Genomic DNA, 14,401 nt, shown 5'->3' with positions numbered 1-14,401 from the left:
GGGAGCGGCGTCGCCCCCGTCCCCGGCCCAGCCGGGCGGGTGGTTCAGCCGCCGTCCCGCAGCGCCAGGGGAGCCGGGTCGGGGCCGGTGTCCGGTGCCTGGTCGCGGCGGGGGAGCAGGACGGGGGTGAAGAGGAGGAAGACGCCGGCGAGGGCGATGGCCGTACGAGGGCCGGTCAGGTGGGCCAACAGGCCCCACAGGGCGGTCACGGCCGCTGTGGTGGCCTTGCCGGTGGCCGACCAGGCCGACAGGACGCGGATGACCCGGTCCGCGGGGGCCCGTTCGAGGCGGTAGGTGGCGAACACCGGGTTGAACGCGGCGCAGCAGGCGATCAGCCCGAACTCGACCACCATGACCAGCGCCAGTCCGGCCGTACCGGGGCCGACGAAGGCCAGCCCGAGCGACCAGCACGCCCGCAGCACCCCCGTGGTGAGCATGACCCGGTGCCGCCCGAACCGCGTGACGAGCCGTGGTGCCAGGCGTGAGCCGAGCAGGCCGCCCGTGCAGGGCACCGCGAAGGCGAGCGCGTACTGCCAGGGGGCGAACCGCAGATGGTCGACCATCAGGACCATGAGCGGCGGAGACGCCGCCATGATCAGGGAGTTGACGAGGACCGTGTTGAAGAAGAGCGGGCGCAGCGCCGGGTCGGCCAGGATGAAGCGCCAGCCGTCGAGCAGGTCGCCCGCCCGGGGCCGGGCTGCGCCGGACGTGGGCCGCACCGGGTGTTTCTCCTCGCCGCCGATCGCCCGGAGGCCGAAGGCCGAGAGCAGATAGCTCACCGCGTCGGCCACCACGGTCGTCACCGGACCGAACAGTCCGATCGCGGCCCCGCCCAGCGGCGGCCCGACCATGCTGGCCATCCAGTTCGTCGCCTCGAACCGCCCGTTCGCGAGGAGCAGGTCCCGCCGTGGCACCAACTCCTTCAGGAACGCCCCGGCCGCCGCGTTGAAGGTGATGTCGGACGCCGCGACGGCCACCGACACCAGCATCAGCTGGCCGAAGCTCAGCCGGCCCAGGGCGAACGCCAGGGGGATGCTCAGCAGCACCGCGCACCGGACCAGGTCCGTCGCGATCATCACCGGCCGTTTGCGGCGGACCTCCACCCACGGCCCGAGCGGCACCGACACCGCCGCGCCGACCGCCGGTCCCACCGCCGCCAGCAGCGACACCTGCGTCGGTCCGGCGTCCAGCGCCAGGACCGCGATCAGCGCGAACGCGTCGAACGCGAGCCAGGTGCCGGCCGCGCTGACCGCGTACGCCCCCCACAGCCACCCGAACCGCCGCCCCAGCGACCGCCTGCCCGCCATACCCGGCGCACACTCCCCGTTCCCGCGGACAACCCGGTGTTGACCGGCAGCCATCCAAGCGGGCTCAGGGCAGCCCGGGCAAACAACCGTCCGTCACCCATGACACAACCAACCGTTGTGACAAACGGGTTTCAGCGCTGGTAGAGACCCACCAGCGTGCCGCCCGCGATGCGGCGCTTCTCGACCTCCTCGTGTACCTGGTCCGCGCGGGGCGCCTCGGGCAGGACGCACGGTTGGGACAGGGCGTAGAGCCGGAAGAAGTAGTGGTGTGCGTCGTCCCCGGGCGGGGGGTGCGGGCCGCCCCAGCCGCGCTGCCCGTAGCCGTTGACGAGTTCCGTGCCGCCCGGTGGGCAGTGCCCGGCCTCGACGCCGTCGCTGTGCGGGTCGATGCCGACCACGACCCAGTGCGTGAAGGTGCCCGACGGGGCGTCGGGATCCTCGCAGAGCAGGACCAGTTCGGCCGCGTCATCCGGTACGCCGCTCCAGGTCAGCGGCGGAGAGACGTTCGGTCCCTCGTACGCGTACCGGCGCGCGATGAAGGAGTGGTCGTTGAACGCGTCGCTGCGCAGTTCGATGCCGGTCATGTGCCCCGGTGTACCCCCGGTGAACCACCCGGACACACGGTTCACGGCCGTTTCCCCCGGGTACCCGAGACTCTTCCCGAAAGAGGTAGGGGACGGAGGAAGCGAGCATGTCTCCCCTGGCAGAAGACCGCGCGGCGGATGCCCGGGAGGACCGCCGCGCCCCCGTCCGCACCGCACGGCTGCGCAACCGCATCCCCGAGCCCGACGAGGAACCCGACCTCCTGGGCCAGTACCTCACGCAGATCGCGGCGACGCCGCTGCTCACCGCGGAGGACGAGGTCCGGCTGGCCCGGCGGATGCAGGCCGGCGTGCGGGCGCTGGAGGAACTGGAACAGGCCGACGCCGGCGAGCGCGACCTCACGCCTGAGCGGCGCGGGGAGCTGGAGGAGGCCGCCCGGGGCGGGCAGGCCGCCAAGGACCACATGGTCCGGGCCAACCTCCGGCTCGTCGTGTCGATGGCCAAACGGCACGCCCACCGGGGGCTGCCCCTGCTGGACGTCATCCAGGAGGGCAATCTGGGGCTGATCCGAGCCGTGGAGAAGTTCGACCACACCAGGGGCTTCAAGTTTTCCACCTACGCGACCTGGTGGATCCGCCAGGCGATCGAGCGGGGCCTGGCCGTGCACGCGCGCACCGTACGGCTGCCGATGCACGTCGTCGAACAGCTCCAGAAGGTCGCCAGGATCGAACGGCGTCTGCAACTCGACCTGGGGCGTGAACCGAGCGTCGAGGAAGTGGCCCGGGAGAGCGGCCTCGCCGCCGACAGGATCGGCTGGCTGCGCCGCGTCGGCCGGCAGGCCGTCAGCCTGGACACGCCCGTGGACGAGACCGGCGAGACCGTGGTCGGCGACCTCATTCCCCACACCGAGGTGCTCCAGGCCCCGGAGGTGGCCGAGTACCAGGCCCTCGCCGAGGAACTGCGCGAGGCCGTCGGCACGCTCGGGCCCCGCGAGGCCATGATCCTCAGCCTCCGCTACGGCCTGCACGACGGCCACACCCGCACCCGTGACGAGGTCGCCCGCCGCGTCGGCCTGACCCGCGAGCGGGTACGCCAACTGGAGAAGGAGTCCCTCGCCCGGCTGCGGGCGCCCGAGAACCGGGAGCGGCTGGTGGCGTGGGCGGGCTGACCTCCCGGCTCACGCGGCGCCGCCGGACCGGCCGACCGAACCGAGCGAGCCACCACCGGTTCATCCGTGCGTCAACGCCAGCGAGCCGTCCGGCTCCAGCGCCACACTCACCCCGTCGCTGATCCGGTCGAGTGTCGTCCGCAGCCACGCGCGGTCCGCCCGGGGCGCGGGCTCCAGGCGCATCCGGCGCGCCCGCAGCGGCACCATGCGCAGCCCCGCCAGCCGGCCGCTGTCCGCCTCGACCGAGGCGAGGAACGCGAGCCGCAGGTCGTCGCGGTACTCCTCGTAGCCGGTGATGCCCTCGTAGTCGTCGACGAAGTCGCCGCAGCCGTACAGGATCAGCCGGTCCCGGTACACCTCCAGCGGGCGGGGGTGGTGCGAGGAGTGGCCGTGGACGACGTCGACCCCGCCGTCCACCAGGGCGTGCGCGAAGCGGATCTGCTCCCGGGGCACGCGGAAACCCCAGTTCGTGCCCCAGTGCACGGACACGACGGTCAGGTCACCGGCTCGGCTCACGCGCCTCAGGTACCGCAGCACGGAGTCGGCCGTGGCGGGCGAGAGCTCGGGCAGGTACGCCACACCGGGCAGGTCCGCCGTCGCCGCCCAGCCGGACGGGATGCCGCTGGTCCGCGCCCCGAGGGCGAGGACCAGCAGCCGGCGGCCGCCGGGGAGGAGGACCGCGGCGGGCGCGTACGCCTGCCCGGCGTCACGTCCCGCACCCGCCGTCCGCAGGCCCGCCCGGGCCAGCGCGTCCAGGGTCTCCAGCAGGCCCGGGCGGCCGAAGTCCAAAACGTGGTTGTTGGCGAGGACGGTCACATCGGGCCGGGCCACGGCCAGGGCCGGCAGGTTGGCCGGGTGCATCCGGTAGTGGATCTCCTTGTCCGGGGCGAACGTGTCGCCGGACGTCACCGACGTCTCCAGGTTCACGATCCGGGCGTCCGGGGCGGCCTCGTCCAGTACCCTCAGCGCCTCGCCCCACGGCCAGGACGGATCGACGGGCGCGGGCACCGGGCCGTGCACCGACTCCGCCAGCCGGACGTAGGACCGCGCGTCCTCCACGTACGCCTCCCGCAGTGCCGGATCACCGGGGTGCGCCAGAATCTGGTCGACGCCGCGCCCGAGCATCACGTCACCGCACAGGAACAGCGTCACGACGCCGCCGCCCACACCTCCACGGTAGGCGCACCCCGGCCGGCGGGGTCACGCGTCGACCGTCACCGCACACGACCACCCGTACGGATCCGGGCCGATCCGCAGCTCGTTCCACGCCACCGCCCTCGGGACCGCCCCGGTGATCTCCACGTCCGCGAGGCCGGTGACCGCCAGCCGTACGTCCAGGCCGCCGTCGGCCTCGTCCGCCTCCACGTCCACCGGCACCTGGCCGTACTCCTCCAGCCGGAAGATGATCTCGTCCAGCAGCGTGGCGAGCAGGTCGTCGTCGCTGGCCTCGGCCAGCCGCACCCGGTCCACGGCGGTCGGACGTACCCCGGAGACGTCCGCGAAGCACTCCACCATCGCCAGGACGGCCTCGGCCAGACAGTGCTCCCGGCACGCCGCCCACGCCTCGATCCGGATGTTCTCCGGATGCGGCACCGCCCGGTGCCCGCAGTCGCCCGGTTGCCGTACCTGCCCGTCGTCGCCCCTGTCACCGCCCATGAACATCGACTGCCCGGGGCTGGCGCACCCATGCGGCGACCGGCCGGGCACGTGGTCAGACGGGCTCGTCCGCGAGGTACGGCGGCGCCGGGTCGTACTGGATGTAGCGCCGTACGGCCCGCGCGTGGTCCCGGCCGTGCAGCCGGCCGACCAGCCACAGCGCGCTGTCGATGCCGGCCGAGACGCCCTGGCTGGTGACCAGGTTGCCGTCCACGACATAGCGCGCGTCCCGGACGACCGTCACATCGCCGCGGGCCTCGAGGGTGTCCTCCTGGCTCCAGTGCGTGGCCACCCGCCGCCCCCGCGCGGTACCCGCTGCGTGCAGCAGGAACGTGCCGGTGCACACGCCATGCACCCATGCGGCTCGCTCCGCTGTCCTCCCGATCCAGTCGGTGACCACCGGGTTGTGCACCTGGACCTCGCGCGCGCCCCGGCCACCCGGCACATGCAGCACGTCCAGCGGCGGATGGTCGTCGAGGATGTGGTCGGGCAGGACGCGCAGGCCCTTGTTGCAGCGCACGGGCCCTGGGTGCTCGGCGATGAGCACGGCCGAGTCGGCGCCGTCGCGGAGCTGGGCGGAGACGGTGAAGACCTCCCAGGGCCCCACGAAGTCGAGCTCCTCGGCTTCCTCGAAGACCAGCAGGCCGTATGTCGTCATCCGGGTTCCCCTTTCCATGAGACGTGGTGAGCGTGGCTACGAGACGTGGTGAGCGTCGGCGGGTTCCGCGGTGGAGCGGAAGCGGGCGCGGTAGTCGGACGGTGCGATGCCCAGCCGGCGGTGGAACGCGCGGCGCAGGGTCTCGGCGGTGGCGAAGCCGCAGCGGCGGGCGACGGCCTCGACCGGTTCGTCCCCCTCGGTGAGGGCGCGCTGTGCCGCCTCGACGCGCACCCGCTCGACGTACGTGGCCGGCGGCACGCCCAGTTCGGCGGTGAAACGGCGCTGGAGGTGCCGTGGGCTCAGCCCGGCGTGTGCGGCGAGGCCGGCGATGTCGTGCCGGGCGCCCGGATCGGCGTGGATCGCGGTGACGGCGGCCCGCAGCGGGTCCGTCGCCGGCTGCCGTGCCCACAACGCCACGCTGAACTGCGACTGGCCGCCCGGCCGGCGCAGGAACAGCACGAGTCGGCGGGCCACCGCGTGCGCGACCTCCCGGCCCAGATCGTCCTCCACCAGGGCGAGCGCCAGATCCATACCGGCCGTCACACCGGCCGACGTCCACACCCGCCCGTCCCGGACGAAGATCGGCTCACAGTCCACGCGCACCTCGGGGTGCTCCCGGGCCAACTGCTCCTCGCGTGCCCAGTGCGTGGTGACCCGGCGCCCGTCCAGCAGCCCCGCCGCCGCCAGCAGGAACACCCCGCTGCACACCGAGGCCACGCGCCGGGCACCGGCCGCCGCGGCGGCGATCCAGGAGACCAGCGCCTGGTCCTGGCGGGCCCGGTCGACACCCCGGCCGCCCACCACCACGAGCGTGTCGATCCCGGCCGGGCCGAGGTCCGCCACGCCGTGCCCGGCGTGCACGAGCAGCCCGCTGACCGACCTGACCGGTCCCGCCCGGGGCGCCACGACCTCGCAGGCGTAGTCCTCGCCGGCGCTGTGGAACACCTCGTGCGGGCCGGTGAGGTCGAGCGGCTGGAAGCCGTCGAAGACGACGAAGACGATACGGCGATCTGTCACGCCTCCACGCTCCATCGGCCTGCGGTATGGCGTCAACGACACGCACCCCACAGATCGCGCCATACGCCAGGCGGGACGGCTGCCGCGGTGTGGGTAGGCGGGCGGAGGAACCCGGGAATTGGAATTCGGGAACGGGGGAGAGGAGGCCTCCGATGATCTCCCAGACGGTCACCGTGCCCGCCGACGGCGCCGCGCTCACCGGCGATCTGACCGTGCCGCCCGCCGCCCGCGCGATCGTGCTGTTCGCGCACGGCAGCGGCAGCTCCCGGCACAGCCCCCGCAACCGCGAGGTCGCCGCCGGCCTGCGCACCGCCGGACTCGGCACCCTGCTGATCGACCTGCTCACCGAGGAGGAGGAACGGCTGGACGTCGTCACCGCCGAACTCCGCTTCGACATCCCCCTGCTGGGCCGCCGGCTGGTGGCCGCCATCGACTGGCTGGCACAGTCGCCCGGCACTCAGGGCCTGCCCGTCGTGCTGTTCGGCGCCAGCACCGGCGCGGGCGCGGCCCTCGTCGCCGCCGCCGAACGCCCCGACCGGGTGTCGGCCGTCGTCTCGCGCGGTGGGCGGCCCGACCTGGCGGGCGACGCCCTGGACGCCGTCCGGGCTCCGGTGCTGCTGATCGTGGGCGGCCGGGACCGGCAGGTGCTGCGGCTCAACGAGGAAGCGGCCCGACGGCTGCACGTCCCGCACACCCTCCACGTGGTGCCCGGCGCCACCCATCTGTTCGAGGAGCCGGGCGCGCTCGGCCAGGTCACCGAGGTGGCCCGGCAGTGGTGCCACGACCAGCTGAGGACCGCGGCGGGCTGACGGCGGCGCCCTGCGTCAGCCGGCCACCGGCAGGTCGATGCGCAACCGGGCGCCCTGCCGCAGCAGTTCCCGCTGCACGCGCCGGTACGGCACACCCCGAGGCCCGTGCCCGTGGCGTGCGGTCAGCGCGGCGCACACACCCGCCGCCTGGCCGGTCGCCATCGCGATCGGCATGACCCGGTAGGACGAGTGCGCCACGTGCGTCCCCGAGATGCAGCGGCCCGCCACCAGCAGCCGCTCCGTGCCCTGCGGCACGAGACAGCGCAGCGGGATGTCGTAGAAGCTGCCCGTGGGCACCCGCTTCAGGACCGTCCCGGAGCCGCGCGGGTTGTGGATGTCGACCGGATAGGCGCCGTGCGCGACGACGTCCGGGAAGCGCCGGGCGGCCAGGATGTCGTGGCCGGTGAGATGGTAGTCGCCGACGACCCGCCGGGTCTCCCGGACGCCGATGTGGGTGCCGCTCTGCACGACGTACGACTCCTCGAAGCCGGGCACCCTGGTGCGCAGGAAGCGGTCGATCTCCGCGAGCTGGCGCCGGGCGGTGTACTCGGCCCGGGTCAGGTCCCACACGCTGGTGCCGAGCACCCTGTTCACGCGGGTGCTGTTGACGCTGACCTCGCGCGGGTGCGGCGTCGCGAAGAACAGGATGTCCTCGCGCGGCAGCCGCAGATCACCGTCGGCCCTGGCCTCCTCGACCAGGTCCCACAGGCCGTGCACCCCGCGCCACTGGTCGGGATGCTCCCGCACGTACGCGGCGAAGTCCGGCCGCGCGAAGTCCGCGACCCGGAACATCAGCGTCATCGGCTGCACCAGCCCGTCCTCCGGCCGGCCGATCTCGTACGGCGCCCCGCAGGCAGCCGCGACGTCGCCGTCGCCCGTGCCGTCCACGACCACGTCGGCGTCGATCACCACCGGCCCCGACTTGGTTTCGAACACCACACGCCAGCCGTCGTCGAGGCGCAGCGCGGTGGAGGCGAAGGCGTGGAACAGCATCCGCACGCCCGCCTCGTCCATCATGTCGAGCAGGACCAGCTTGAAGAGCTCCGGGTCGAAGGGGACCGTGTAGCCGGTCCTCGGGGAGGGCTTCAGACAGCCGCCGCGCCCCATGAGCCGGTCCAGCAGCCGCCACAGCACACCCTGGACGACCGGTTCGCCCTCGCCGTGGTCGGTGGGCAGCAGCCGGGCGTCCTGGCCGGTCTCGGTGAACGTGGCCTGCTTGTGCTCGTTGTGGAACGACATCAGCGGCATGACCAGCGCCGCGGTCGCGTTGCCGCCGAGGAACCCGTAGCGCTCCACCAGGACGACCTCGGCGCCGGCGTCGGCCGCCGCGACCGCGGCGGCGAACCCGGCCGGGCCGCCGCCGACCACCAGGACCTCCGTCCGGCCGCCGTGCCGGGCGGGTCGCGCGGGCAGGGTGACCGTGCGGGGCTCGCGCGGTTCTTGCAGGATCGGCATCGGTGTCCTCCCGCGGGCGGGTCCTCGGCGTCGGCGTCACACGCCCAGCGGACGGGGTTCGGCCGTGGGCGGCGGTGGTTCTGCCCGCGTGTCCAGGAGGGGAGGGGCGCCCACTGCCGCCTCCGTCCCCCCGTCGACCTCGTCCAGCAGCACTCCGCAGCGTGAGCAGGTCTCCAGGGCCTGCGTGGACAGCTCACGGACGCGGGAGTGCAGCTCCTGCCGGCGCTCCGGGTACTCGTCCCACAGCCGGTCCACCTCCGCCAGCAGCAGCCCGGCCTGCTCCCGCGCCACGCCCACCAGGGCCGGAGCCCCCATCCGGCGGGCGAAGTCGAAGACCTTGCCGGAGTAGGGGAGCGGCAGCACCGGCAGTCCCGAGAGCGCCGCGAAGATCACGAAGTGCAGGCGCATGCCGACCGCCAGGTCCAGATGGCGCATGAAGCCGAGGACCTGCCCCGGGCTGTACGAGCCGTGCAGGATCCGCCCCTTGTCGGGGGCGGTCATGTGGGACAGCACGGCGTGCGCGTGCCGCACGTCGTGCCGCTCCATCGGCAGGAACACCACATGCGCGTCCAGCCGGCGGACGAGGAAGTCGGCGACATCGGCGAGCAGCGCGTGGTAGTCGCCCTCGTCCAGCTTCTCGGCCGCCCGGCCCGGCTCCCGCACCGACATCCCCACCAGACGCGAGTGGGTGGGCACGCCCTCGTGACGCATCATCTCGTCGGTGAACGGCTCCGGCTCCAGCAGCAGCGCCGGATCGGCCGTGACGACGACGTCGCGTTCGACACCGACGTCCTCCAGCACCAGCTTGGACTCCTCGTCCCGCACCACGACGTCGTCCATGTCCGCCAGCACCGTGCGCACGGCCTCCCGGTCGTCGGCCTCGCGCAGCGGGCCGGCGCTGATGGCGTAGGCGAAGGTGCGGATGCCGCGCTCCTGCGCGGCCCGGACCAGGCGCAGATAGCGGCGCGCCTCGCCGTCGAAGAGGAGCCCGCCGCCGCCCAGGACCAGCACGTCCAGCGAGGCCAGCGCGTCCAGGACGTGGCTGCGGCTGACGCCCTCCCAGTCCACGACCTCGTCGGCACCCGGGTGATGGACCCGGGTGTGCTCGGCGTTCCGGCTGAAGACGACCAGCCGGGCCTCGGGCCGCTGGGCGCGCAGACAGCGCAGCACACAGGTCAGGATCGACTCGTCGCCGATGTTGAAGCCGCCGTACGAACCCAGCACGCCGATGCGCGGGCCCGGCCGGTCGGGCTGCGGATGAGAAGGGGCAGTGGTCATCCGGGTGCTCCCGTCGCGTCGGAGTCTGCTCAGTGGCCTGGTGCGCCGGTCGTGCGGAGAGGGCCGTGCCGTGCGTACGGTTCGTGCCGTGCGCACGGTCCCGGGTCGCCTGCGCCGCACGGCCGGAAACACCCCGCGTTCCGAGTGTGACGGACGTCCGGATGGTGCGCATTGTCCGGTGGGCTGGGGGTACGCGGGAGCCGCACCGGCCGAGGGATCTCTCCGTGTGGGAAGCAGAGGTGACCGTCATGCGGTTCCGTGATCGCCGGCAGGCCGGCCGGGAACTGGCCGAAACGCTGCGCACACGGCAGCGCGAGGGGGCGTTGCCCGATCCCCTCGTCCTCGCCCTGCCTCGCGGCGGGGTCGCCGTGGCGCGCGAGGTCGCCGAGGCGCTCGACGCCCCGCTCGACGTGCTCGTCGTACGGAAGATCGGGGCGCCCTTCCAGGAGGAGCTGGGCGTCGGTGCGATGGCCGGGGACGAGGTGCCGCTCCTCGACGAGGACGCCATGCGGCATCTGGGACTCCGCGAGGCCGCCCTCGCGCCCGTCATCGAGCGGGAGCGCGCGGAACTGCGCCGCCGCGAGGCGCTGTACCGGCAGGGCCGCCCCGCGCCCGACCTGCGCGGACGTACCGTGATCGTGGTCGACGACGGCCTGGCGACCGGTTCCACGGCCCGGGCCGCGGTGCGATTCGTCCGACGTCAGGCGCCCGAAAGGGTGGTGCTGGCCGCGCCGGTGTGCTCCCCGGAGGCGGTCGAGCTGCTGCGCGCCGAGGCGGACGAGGTGATCTGCCTGCACCAGCCGGCCGCGTTCATGGCGGTCGGCCTCTGGTACGAGAACTTCGACCAGCTGACGGACCAGGACGTCCTGGAGGCCCTGCACGCGCAGCTGTGACGCATTGTTCACCTGTCAGGTGTGGCGAAAATCAGCCAGGTCGGACAAGGATGTTCCCCACACCTGCAACAGGAGCATCAGTGAACGTCTCGCTATCCGTGTGGCTGCTGACCGTGGCAGCCCTGTGCCTGCTCGTCGCCGTCGACTTCTTCGTCGGCCGCAAGCCCCACGACGTGTCAGTCAGGGAAGCCGGGACGTGGACGGTGGTGTGGATCGTCCTGGCCGTGCTGTTCGGGCTGGGGCTGTGGTACTTCGGTGGGAGCGGGCCCACGGGTGAGTTCTTCGCCGGTTACATCACCGAGAAGTCGCTGAGCGTCGACAACCTCTTCGTGTTCGTCCTGATCATGGGGAAGTTCGCGGTGCCCTCGCAGTACCAGCAGCGGGTGCTGATGGTCGGCGTCCTGATGGCCCTGGTGCTGCGGGCCGTCTTCATCGCCGCCGGCGCGGCCATCATCTCCGCCTTCTCCTGGGTGTTCTACATCTTCGGCGCCTTCCTCATCTGGACCGCCTGGAAGCTGATCCAGGACGCCCGCAAGCAGGACCACGAGGAGGAGTACCAGGAGAACAAGCTGCTGAAGATGGCGGAGCAGCGCTTCGGCGTCGCCGACCGCTACCACGGCACCAAGCTGTTCATCACCGAGAACGGCAAGCGGATCATGACCCCGATGCTGGTCGTGATGCTCGCGATCGGCTCCACCGACGTGCTGTTCGCCCTCGACTCCATCCCCGCGATCTACGGGCTGACCCAGGACCCGTACATCGTCTTCACCGCGAACGCCTTCGCCCTGATGGGCCTGCGCCAGCTGTACTTCCTCATCGGCGGCCTGCTGAAGAAGCTGGTCCACCTCTCCTACGGCCTGTCGGTCATCCTGGGCTTCATCGGCGTGAAGCTGGTGCTGCACGCCCTGCACGAGTCGGGCGTCCACGTGCCCGAGATCAGCATCCCCTTCTCCCTGAGCTTCATCGTTCTGGTCTTGGCCGTCACCACGCTCACCAGCCTGCGGGCTTCGAAGAAGCAGGAGGCCGAGGCCGGGGCCGAGGAGGAGCGGCGCGCCACCGGGTCCCGGTAGGTTCTCCCGGACGCCGCTCGGGGACGGTCGCTCGGGGCGTCAGACGACGCCGTCCGCGCGCAGGGCCGCCACCTCCTCGTCGGTACGGCCCAGCTCGGCCAGGATCGACTCGGTGTGCTCGCCGACCGCCGGTACGGGGTCCATGCGGGAGGGCAGGCCCGCCAGATCGGCCGGCGGGAGCAGGGCCTCCACCGTGGCGCCCGGAACCGCGACCTCGGTCCAGCGGCCGCGGGCGGCCAGCACCGGGTGGTCCAGGAAGGCGGCGACGTCGTTGACCCCGGCGCAGGCGATGCCGATGGCCTCCAGGTCCTCGAGGACCTGGGCGGAGCCGGAGCGGGCGAAGCGGGCGGCGACGATCGTGTTGAGCTCCTCACGGTGGGCGACGCGGTCGGAGCCGGTGGCGAAGCGCGGATCCTCGACCAGCTCCGGCCTGCCGAGGAACTCCGTGCACAGGGCCGCCCACTCCCGCTCGTTCTGGATGGAGAACAGCACCTCCTTGCCGTCGGCGGCCTCGTACGTCCCGTACGGCGCGATGGTGGCGTGCTGGGTGCCGAGGCGCGGGGGCTGGGTGCCGCCGTGCCGCGTGTAGTAGGCGGGCTGGCCCATCCACTCCGCCAGCGCCTCGAACAGGGACACCTCCACCGGGTGGGCCTCGCCGGTGGTGGCGCGGGTGTACAGAGCGGTGAGGATGCCGCTGTAGGCGTACATCCCGGCGGCGATGTCGGCGACGGAGATCCCGGTCCGGGCGGTCCCCTCCGGGGTCCCCGTCAGGGACACAAGACCGGTTTGACACTGCACGAGCAGGTCGTACGCCTTGCGGTCGGCCCAGGGGCCGGTCGTGCCCCAGCCGGATATCGTGCACGGGATCAGACCGGGGCGGCGGCTGGTGACGGTGGCGGCGTCCACACCGAGCCGGCCGGCGGCGTTCGGGGCGAGGTTCTGTACGAAGACGTCGGCGCCGTCGAGGAGTTCGTGCAGGATCTCGTGGCCGCGCGGATCCTTGAGGTCGAGTGTGAGGGACTCCTTGGACCGGTTGAGCCACACGAAATAGCTGGAGTGGCCGTGCACGGTCGTGTCGTACCGGCGGGCGAAGTCGCCGCCGCCCGGCCGCTCCACCTTGATCACACGGGCTCCGAGGTCGGCGAGCTGCCGGGTGGCGTAGGGCGCGGCCACGGCCTGCTCCAGGCTGACCACCGTGACCCCGGCCAGGGGATACCGCTGCACGCTCATGCCTCATGCTCCTGAACCTCGTACCGGACGGCGCCCGGACAGTCTCCCCCAGCCGGACGGCGGCGGCACGGGCCCCCGGGCGCGATCCGGATCACGCGGACCACGGGCGGGCGTGGCGGACGTGCGACGGCTGCGGCCGGGCCAGGTGCCGCATCGCCAGCGCCGGTTGCAGCCGGAGCCGGCCCTGCGGGGTGCGCACCGGCCAGCCGAGCAGGTGCTCGGCGTGGGCCGGCCGGTCCTGGAGCGTCGAGTGGTGGACGTTGATCTCTGAGGCGGCCGCTCGCAGGCTCGCCGTGGACGCGACGGCGTGCAGGGTCGCCAGCAGCCAGGGCGTGGCCGCCGCCGTCTCCAGGACACGGACGTCGGGCGCCGGCTCGGCGCCCGGTACGACGAGATCGGCGAGGAGGGCGATGCCATCCAGCTCGTCGGCGTACACCACCCGCGGCCCGGGATCCCGCGGGGTGCCCTCGGCGGTGAACCGCAGGGCGGTACGGACCTCGGCCTCAGACCGGGGGAGCTCCAGCACGGGAACGGCCGGCCCGACGCCGAGTCGTCCGACCGTGCCCGTGTCGGCCTCCGTCCCGACGGGCACGACCCGTGGCCGCTCCCTCAGCGGGGCGAGAGCCCGGGCCGGAACCGTGGGGTCCAGGCGAGACGGCGAGCGGTATGCAGCCGGTCCGGTTCCGGAGCCGCGCCGTCGAGAAGCGTCTCGACCGGCGCCGGATCGTCGGCCGGGGCCCGTCCGCGGGTACGGTCGAGAACGAGCCGTATGGCACCGGCGGCCCGTTCGAGAATCACCGCGTCGACCACGCTGGCCGCGACCCGGACGTGCCCCACTCGGCCGACGCGGGACGCGGCCCCGGCATGGCCGGTGTCGACCACGCGAGACGCCGTCCAGGCGGGATCAGCGCTCCCGGCGCCCGGTGCCGTCCCGGCATGGTCCGTGTCCATGGCGCGGGACGCCGTCCAGGCGCGGTCCGTGTCCACGTCGCCTGGCGCCGCCCCGGCAGGGGCAGTTTTCACGACGCCGGACGCCGACCCGGCCCCAGGGTCCGTGCCCATGGCGTAGGACGCTGCCCGGCACGTCGACTGCGCCGGATGCCGCCGTGGCACGGTCCGCGTTCCCGGCGCCCGGTGCCGTCCGGGCATGGTCCGTGCCCATGGCGTACGACCCGGCCCCGGCATGGTCTGGGTCCACCACGCTGGATACCGCCGTGGCAGGGTCCGGGGGCACACGGCGGCCGACGCCGACCCGCCGGGGGCAGTGTTCACCACGCTGGACGCGGTCCCGGCATGGTGCGTGGCCCATGGCGTCGG

The 14,401-nt window shown here is 73.2% G+C and carries 13 protein-coding genes and 1 pseudogene; 4 read left to right on the top strand and 10 right to left on the bottom strand.

The window, feature by feature from the left end; translation table 11 throughout:
* Positions 1–44: 44 nt before the first annotated feature.
* Both V8690_RS02890 and V8690_RS02885 read right to left on the bottom strand, forming a co-directional pair.
* Positions 45–1,307 (bottom strand): MFS transporter, encoded by a 1,263-nt coding sequence (locus tag V8690_RS02890; RefSeq protein WP_338775709.1) that lies wholly within the window; start codon positions 1,305–1,307, stop codon positions 45–47.
* A 131-nt stretch (positions 1,308–1,438) separates the two neighbouring features.
* Positions 1,439–1,891 carry a YbhB/YbcL family Raf kinase inhibitor-like protein gene (locus tag V8690_RS02885; RefSeq protein ID WP_338775708.1) on the bottom strand — a complete coding sequence of 151 codons (453 nt, stop codon included), beginning with the start codon at positions 1,889–1,891 and terminating at the stop codon, positions 1,439–1,441.
* Positions 1,892–1,998: 107 nt separating this feature from the next.
* Between V8690_RS02885 and V8690_RS02880 the strand changes: the two genes are divergently transcribed.
* Positions 1,999–3,018 carry a sigma-70 family RNA polymerase sigma factor gene (locus tag V8690_RS02880; RefSeq protein ID WP_338775707.1) on the top strand — a complete coding sequence of 340 codons (1,020 nt, stop codon included), beginning with the start codon at positions 1,999–2,001 and terminating at the stop codon, positions 3,016–3,018.
* 60 nt (positions 3,019–3,078) lie between these two features.
* Here V8690_RS02880 and V8690_RS02875 read toward each other — a convergent pair whose 3' ends face one another.
* The 4 genes from V8690_RS02875 to V8690_RS02860 are packed head-to-tail and all read right to left on the bottom strand — an operon-like array spanning position 3,079 to position 6,349.
* Positions 3,079–4,185 carry a CapA family protein gene (locus tag V8690_RS02875; protein WP_338775706.1) on the bottom strand — a complete coding sequence of 369 codons (1,107 nt, stop codon included), beginning with the start codon at positions 4,183–4,185 and terminating at the stop codon, positions 3,079–3,081.
* A gap of 33 nt (positions 4,186–4,218) precedes the next feature.
* Positions 4,219–4,674: an archease gene (locus V8690_RS02870; protein ID WP_338775705.1), complete on the bottom strand. Its 456-nt coding sequence runs from the start codon at positions 4,672–4,674 to the stop codon at positions 4,219–4,221.
* Positions 4,675–4,729: 55 nt separating this feature from the next.
* Complete coding sequence (locus V8690_RS02865) at positions 4,730–5,332, bottom strand: DJ-1/PfpI family protein (protein ID WP_338775704.1); 603 nt, start codon at positions 5,330–5,332, stop codon at positions 4,730–4,732.
* 36 nt (positions 5,333–5,368) lie between these two features.
* Positions 5,369–6,349, bottom strand: a complete 981-nt coding sequence (locus V8690_RS02860; protein WP_338775703.1) for a GlxA family transcriptional regulator — start codon at positions 6,347–6,349, stop codon at positions 5,369–5,371.
* 152 nt (positions 6,350–6,501) lie between these two features.
* On the opposite strand from V8690_RS02860, the gene V8690_RS02855 reads away from it, so the two are divergent.
* Positions 6,502–7,158 (top strand): alpha/beta family hydrolase, encoded by a 657-nt coding sequence (locus V8690_RS02855; protein WP_338775702.1) that lies wholly within the window; start codon positions 6,502–6,504, stop codon positions 7,156–7,158.
* A gap of 15 nt (positions 7,159–7,173) precedes the next feature.
* Here V8690_RS02855 and V8690_RS02850 read toward each other — a convergent pair whose 3' ends face one another.
* Both V8690_RS02850 and V8690_RS02845 read right to left on the bottom strand, forming a co-directional pair.
* Positions 7,174–8,613, bottom strand: a complete 1,440-nt coding sequence (locus V8690_RS02850) for an FAD-dependent oxidoreductase (protein WP_338775701.1) — start codon at positions 8,611–8,613, stop codon at positions 7,174–7,176.
* A 36-nt stretch (positions 8,614–8,649) separates the two neighbouring features.
* Positions 8,650–9,891, bottom strand: a complete 1,242-nt coding sequence (locus V8690_RS02845; protein WP_338775700.1) for a polysaccharide pyruvyl transferase family protein — start codon at positions 9,889–9,891, stop codon at positions 8,650–8,652.
* 248 nt (positions 9,892–10,139) lie between these two features.
* Between V8690_RS02845 and V8690_RS02840 the strand changes: the two genes are divergently transcribed.
* Both V8690_RS02840 and V8690_RS02835 read left to right on the top strand, forming a co-directional pair.
* Positions 10,140–10,784, top strand: a complete 645-nt coding sequence (locus tag V8690_RS02840; RefSeq protein WP_338775699.1) for a phosphoribosyltransferase family protein — start codon at positions 10,140–10,142, stop codon at positions 10,782–10,784.
* A gap of 80 nt (positions 10,785–10,864) precedes the next feature.
* Complete coding sequence (locus V8690_RS02835) at positions 10,865–11,854, top strand: TerC family protein (protein ID WP_338775698.1); 990 nt, start codon at positions 10,865–10,867, stop codon at positions 11,852–11,854.
* A gap of 39 nt (positions 11,855–11,893) precedes the next feature.
* On the opposite strand, the gene V8690_RS02830 is transcribed toward V8690_RS02835, so the two are convergent.
* Both V8690_RS02830 and V8690_RS02825 read right to left on the bottom strand, forming a co-directional pair.
* Complete coding sequence (locus V8690_RS02830) at positions 11,894–13,084, bottom strand: CaiB/BaiF CoA-transferase family protein (protein ID WP_338775697.1); 1,191 nt, start codon at positions 13,082–13,084, stop codon at positions 11,894–11,896.
* A 91-nt stretch (positions 13,085–13,175) separates the two neighbouring features.
* Positions 13,176–13,903: pseudogene (locus V8690_RS02825) on the bottom strand (helix-turn-helix domain-containing protein); the annotation flags it as partial.
* Positions 13,904–14,401: the final 498 nt, after the last annotated feature.

This window comes from Streptomyces sp. DG1A-41 (assembly GCF_037055355.1).
Classification (GTDB): Bacteria; Actinomycetota; Actinomycetes; order Streptomycetales; family Streptomycetaceae; genus Streptomyces.
Note: the sequence above shows the minus strand (reverse complement) of the source record. Positions and strands in the feature narration are given on the sequence as shown.

Excerpts from the sequence above, each read along its gene's own strand:
- V8690_RS02890 (WP_338775709.1), bottom strand. The coding sequence starts at position 1,307 with ATGGCGGGCAGGCGGTCGCTGGGGCGGCGGTTCGGGTGGCTGTGGGGG.
- V8690_RS02885 (WP_338775708.1), bottom strand. The coding sequence starts at position 1,891 with ATGACCGGCATCGAACTGCGCAGCGACGCGTTCAACGACCACTCCTTC.
- V8690_RS02880 (WP_338775707.1), top strand. The coding sequence starts at position 1,999 with ATGTCTCCCCTGGCAGAAGACCGCGCGGCGGATGCCCGGGAGGACCGC.
- V8690_RS02870 (WP_338775705.1), bottom strand. The coding sequence starts at position 4,674 with ATGGGCGGTGACAGGGGCGACGACGGGCAGGTACGGCAACCGGGCGAC.
- V8690_RS02865 (WP_338775704.1), bottom strand. The coding sequence starts at position 5,332 with ATGACGACATACGGCCTGCTGGTCTTCGAGGAAGCCGAGGAGCTCGAC.
- V8690_RS02855 (WP_338775702.1), top strand. The coding sequence starts at position 6,502 with ATGATCTCCCAGACGGTCACCGTGCCCGCCGACGGCGCCGCGCTCACC.
- V8690_RS02850 (WP_338775701.1), bottom strand. The coding sequence starts at position 8,613 with ATGCCGATCCTGCAAGAACCGCGCGAGCCCCGCACGGTCACCCTGCCC.
- V8690_RS02845 (WP_338775700.1), bottom strand. The coding sequence starts at position 9,891 with ATGACCACTGCCCCTTCTCATCCGCAGCCCGACCGGCCGGGCCCGCGC.
- V8690_RS02840 (WP_338775699.1), top strand. The coding sequence starts at position 10,140 with ATGCGGTTCCGTGATCGCCGGCAGGCCGGCCGGGAACTGGCCGAAACG.
- V8690_RS02830 (WP_338775697.1), bottom strand. The coding sequence starts at position 13,084 with ATGAGCGTGCAGCGGTATCCCCTGGCCGGGGTCACGGTGGTCAGCCTG.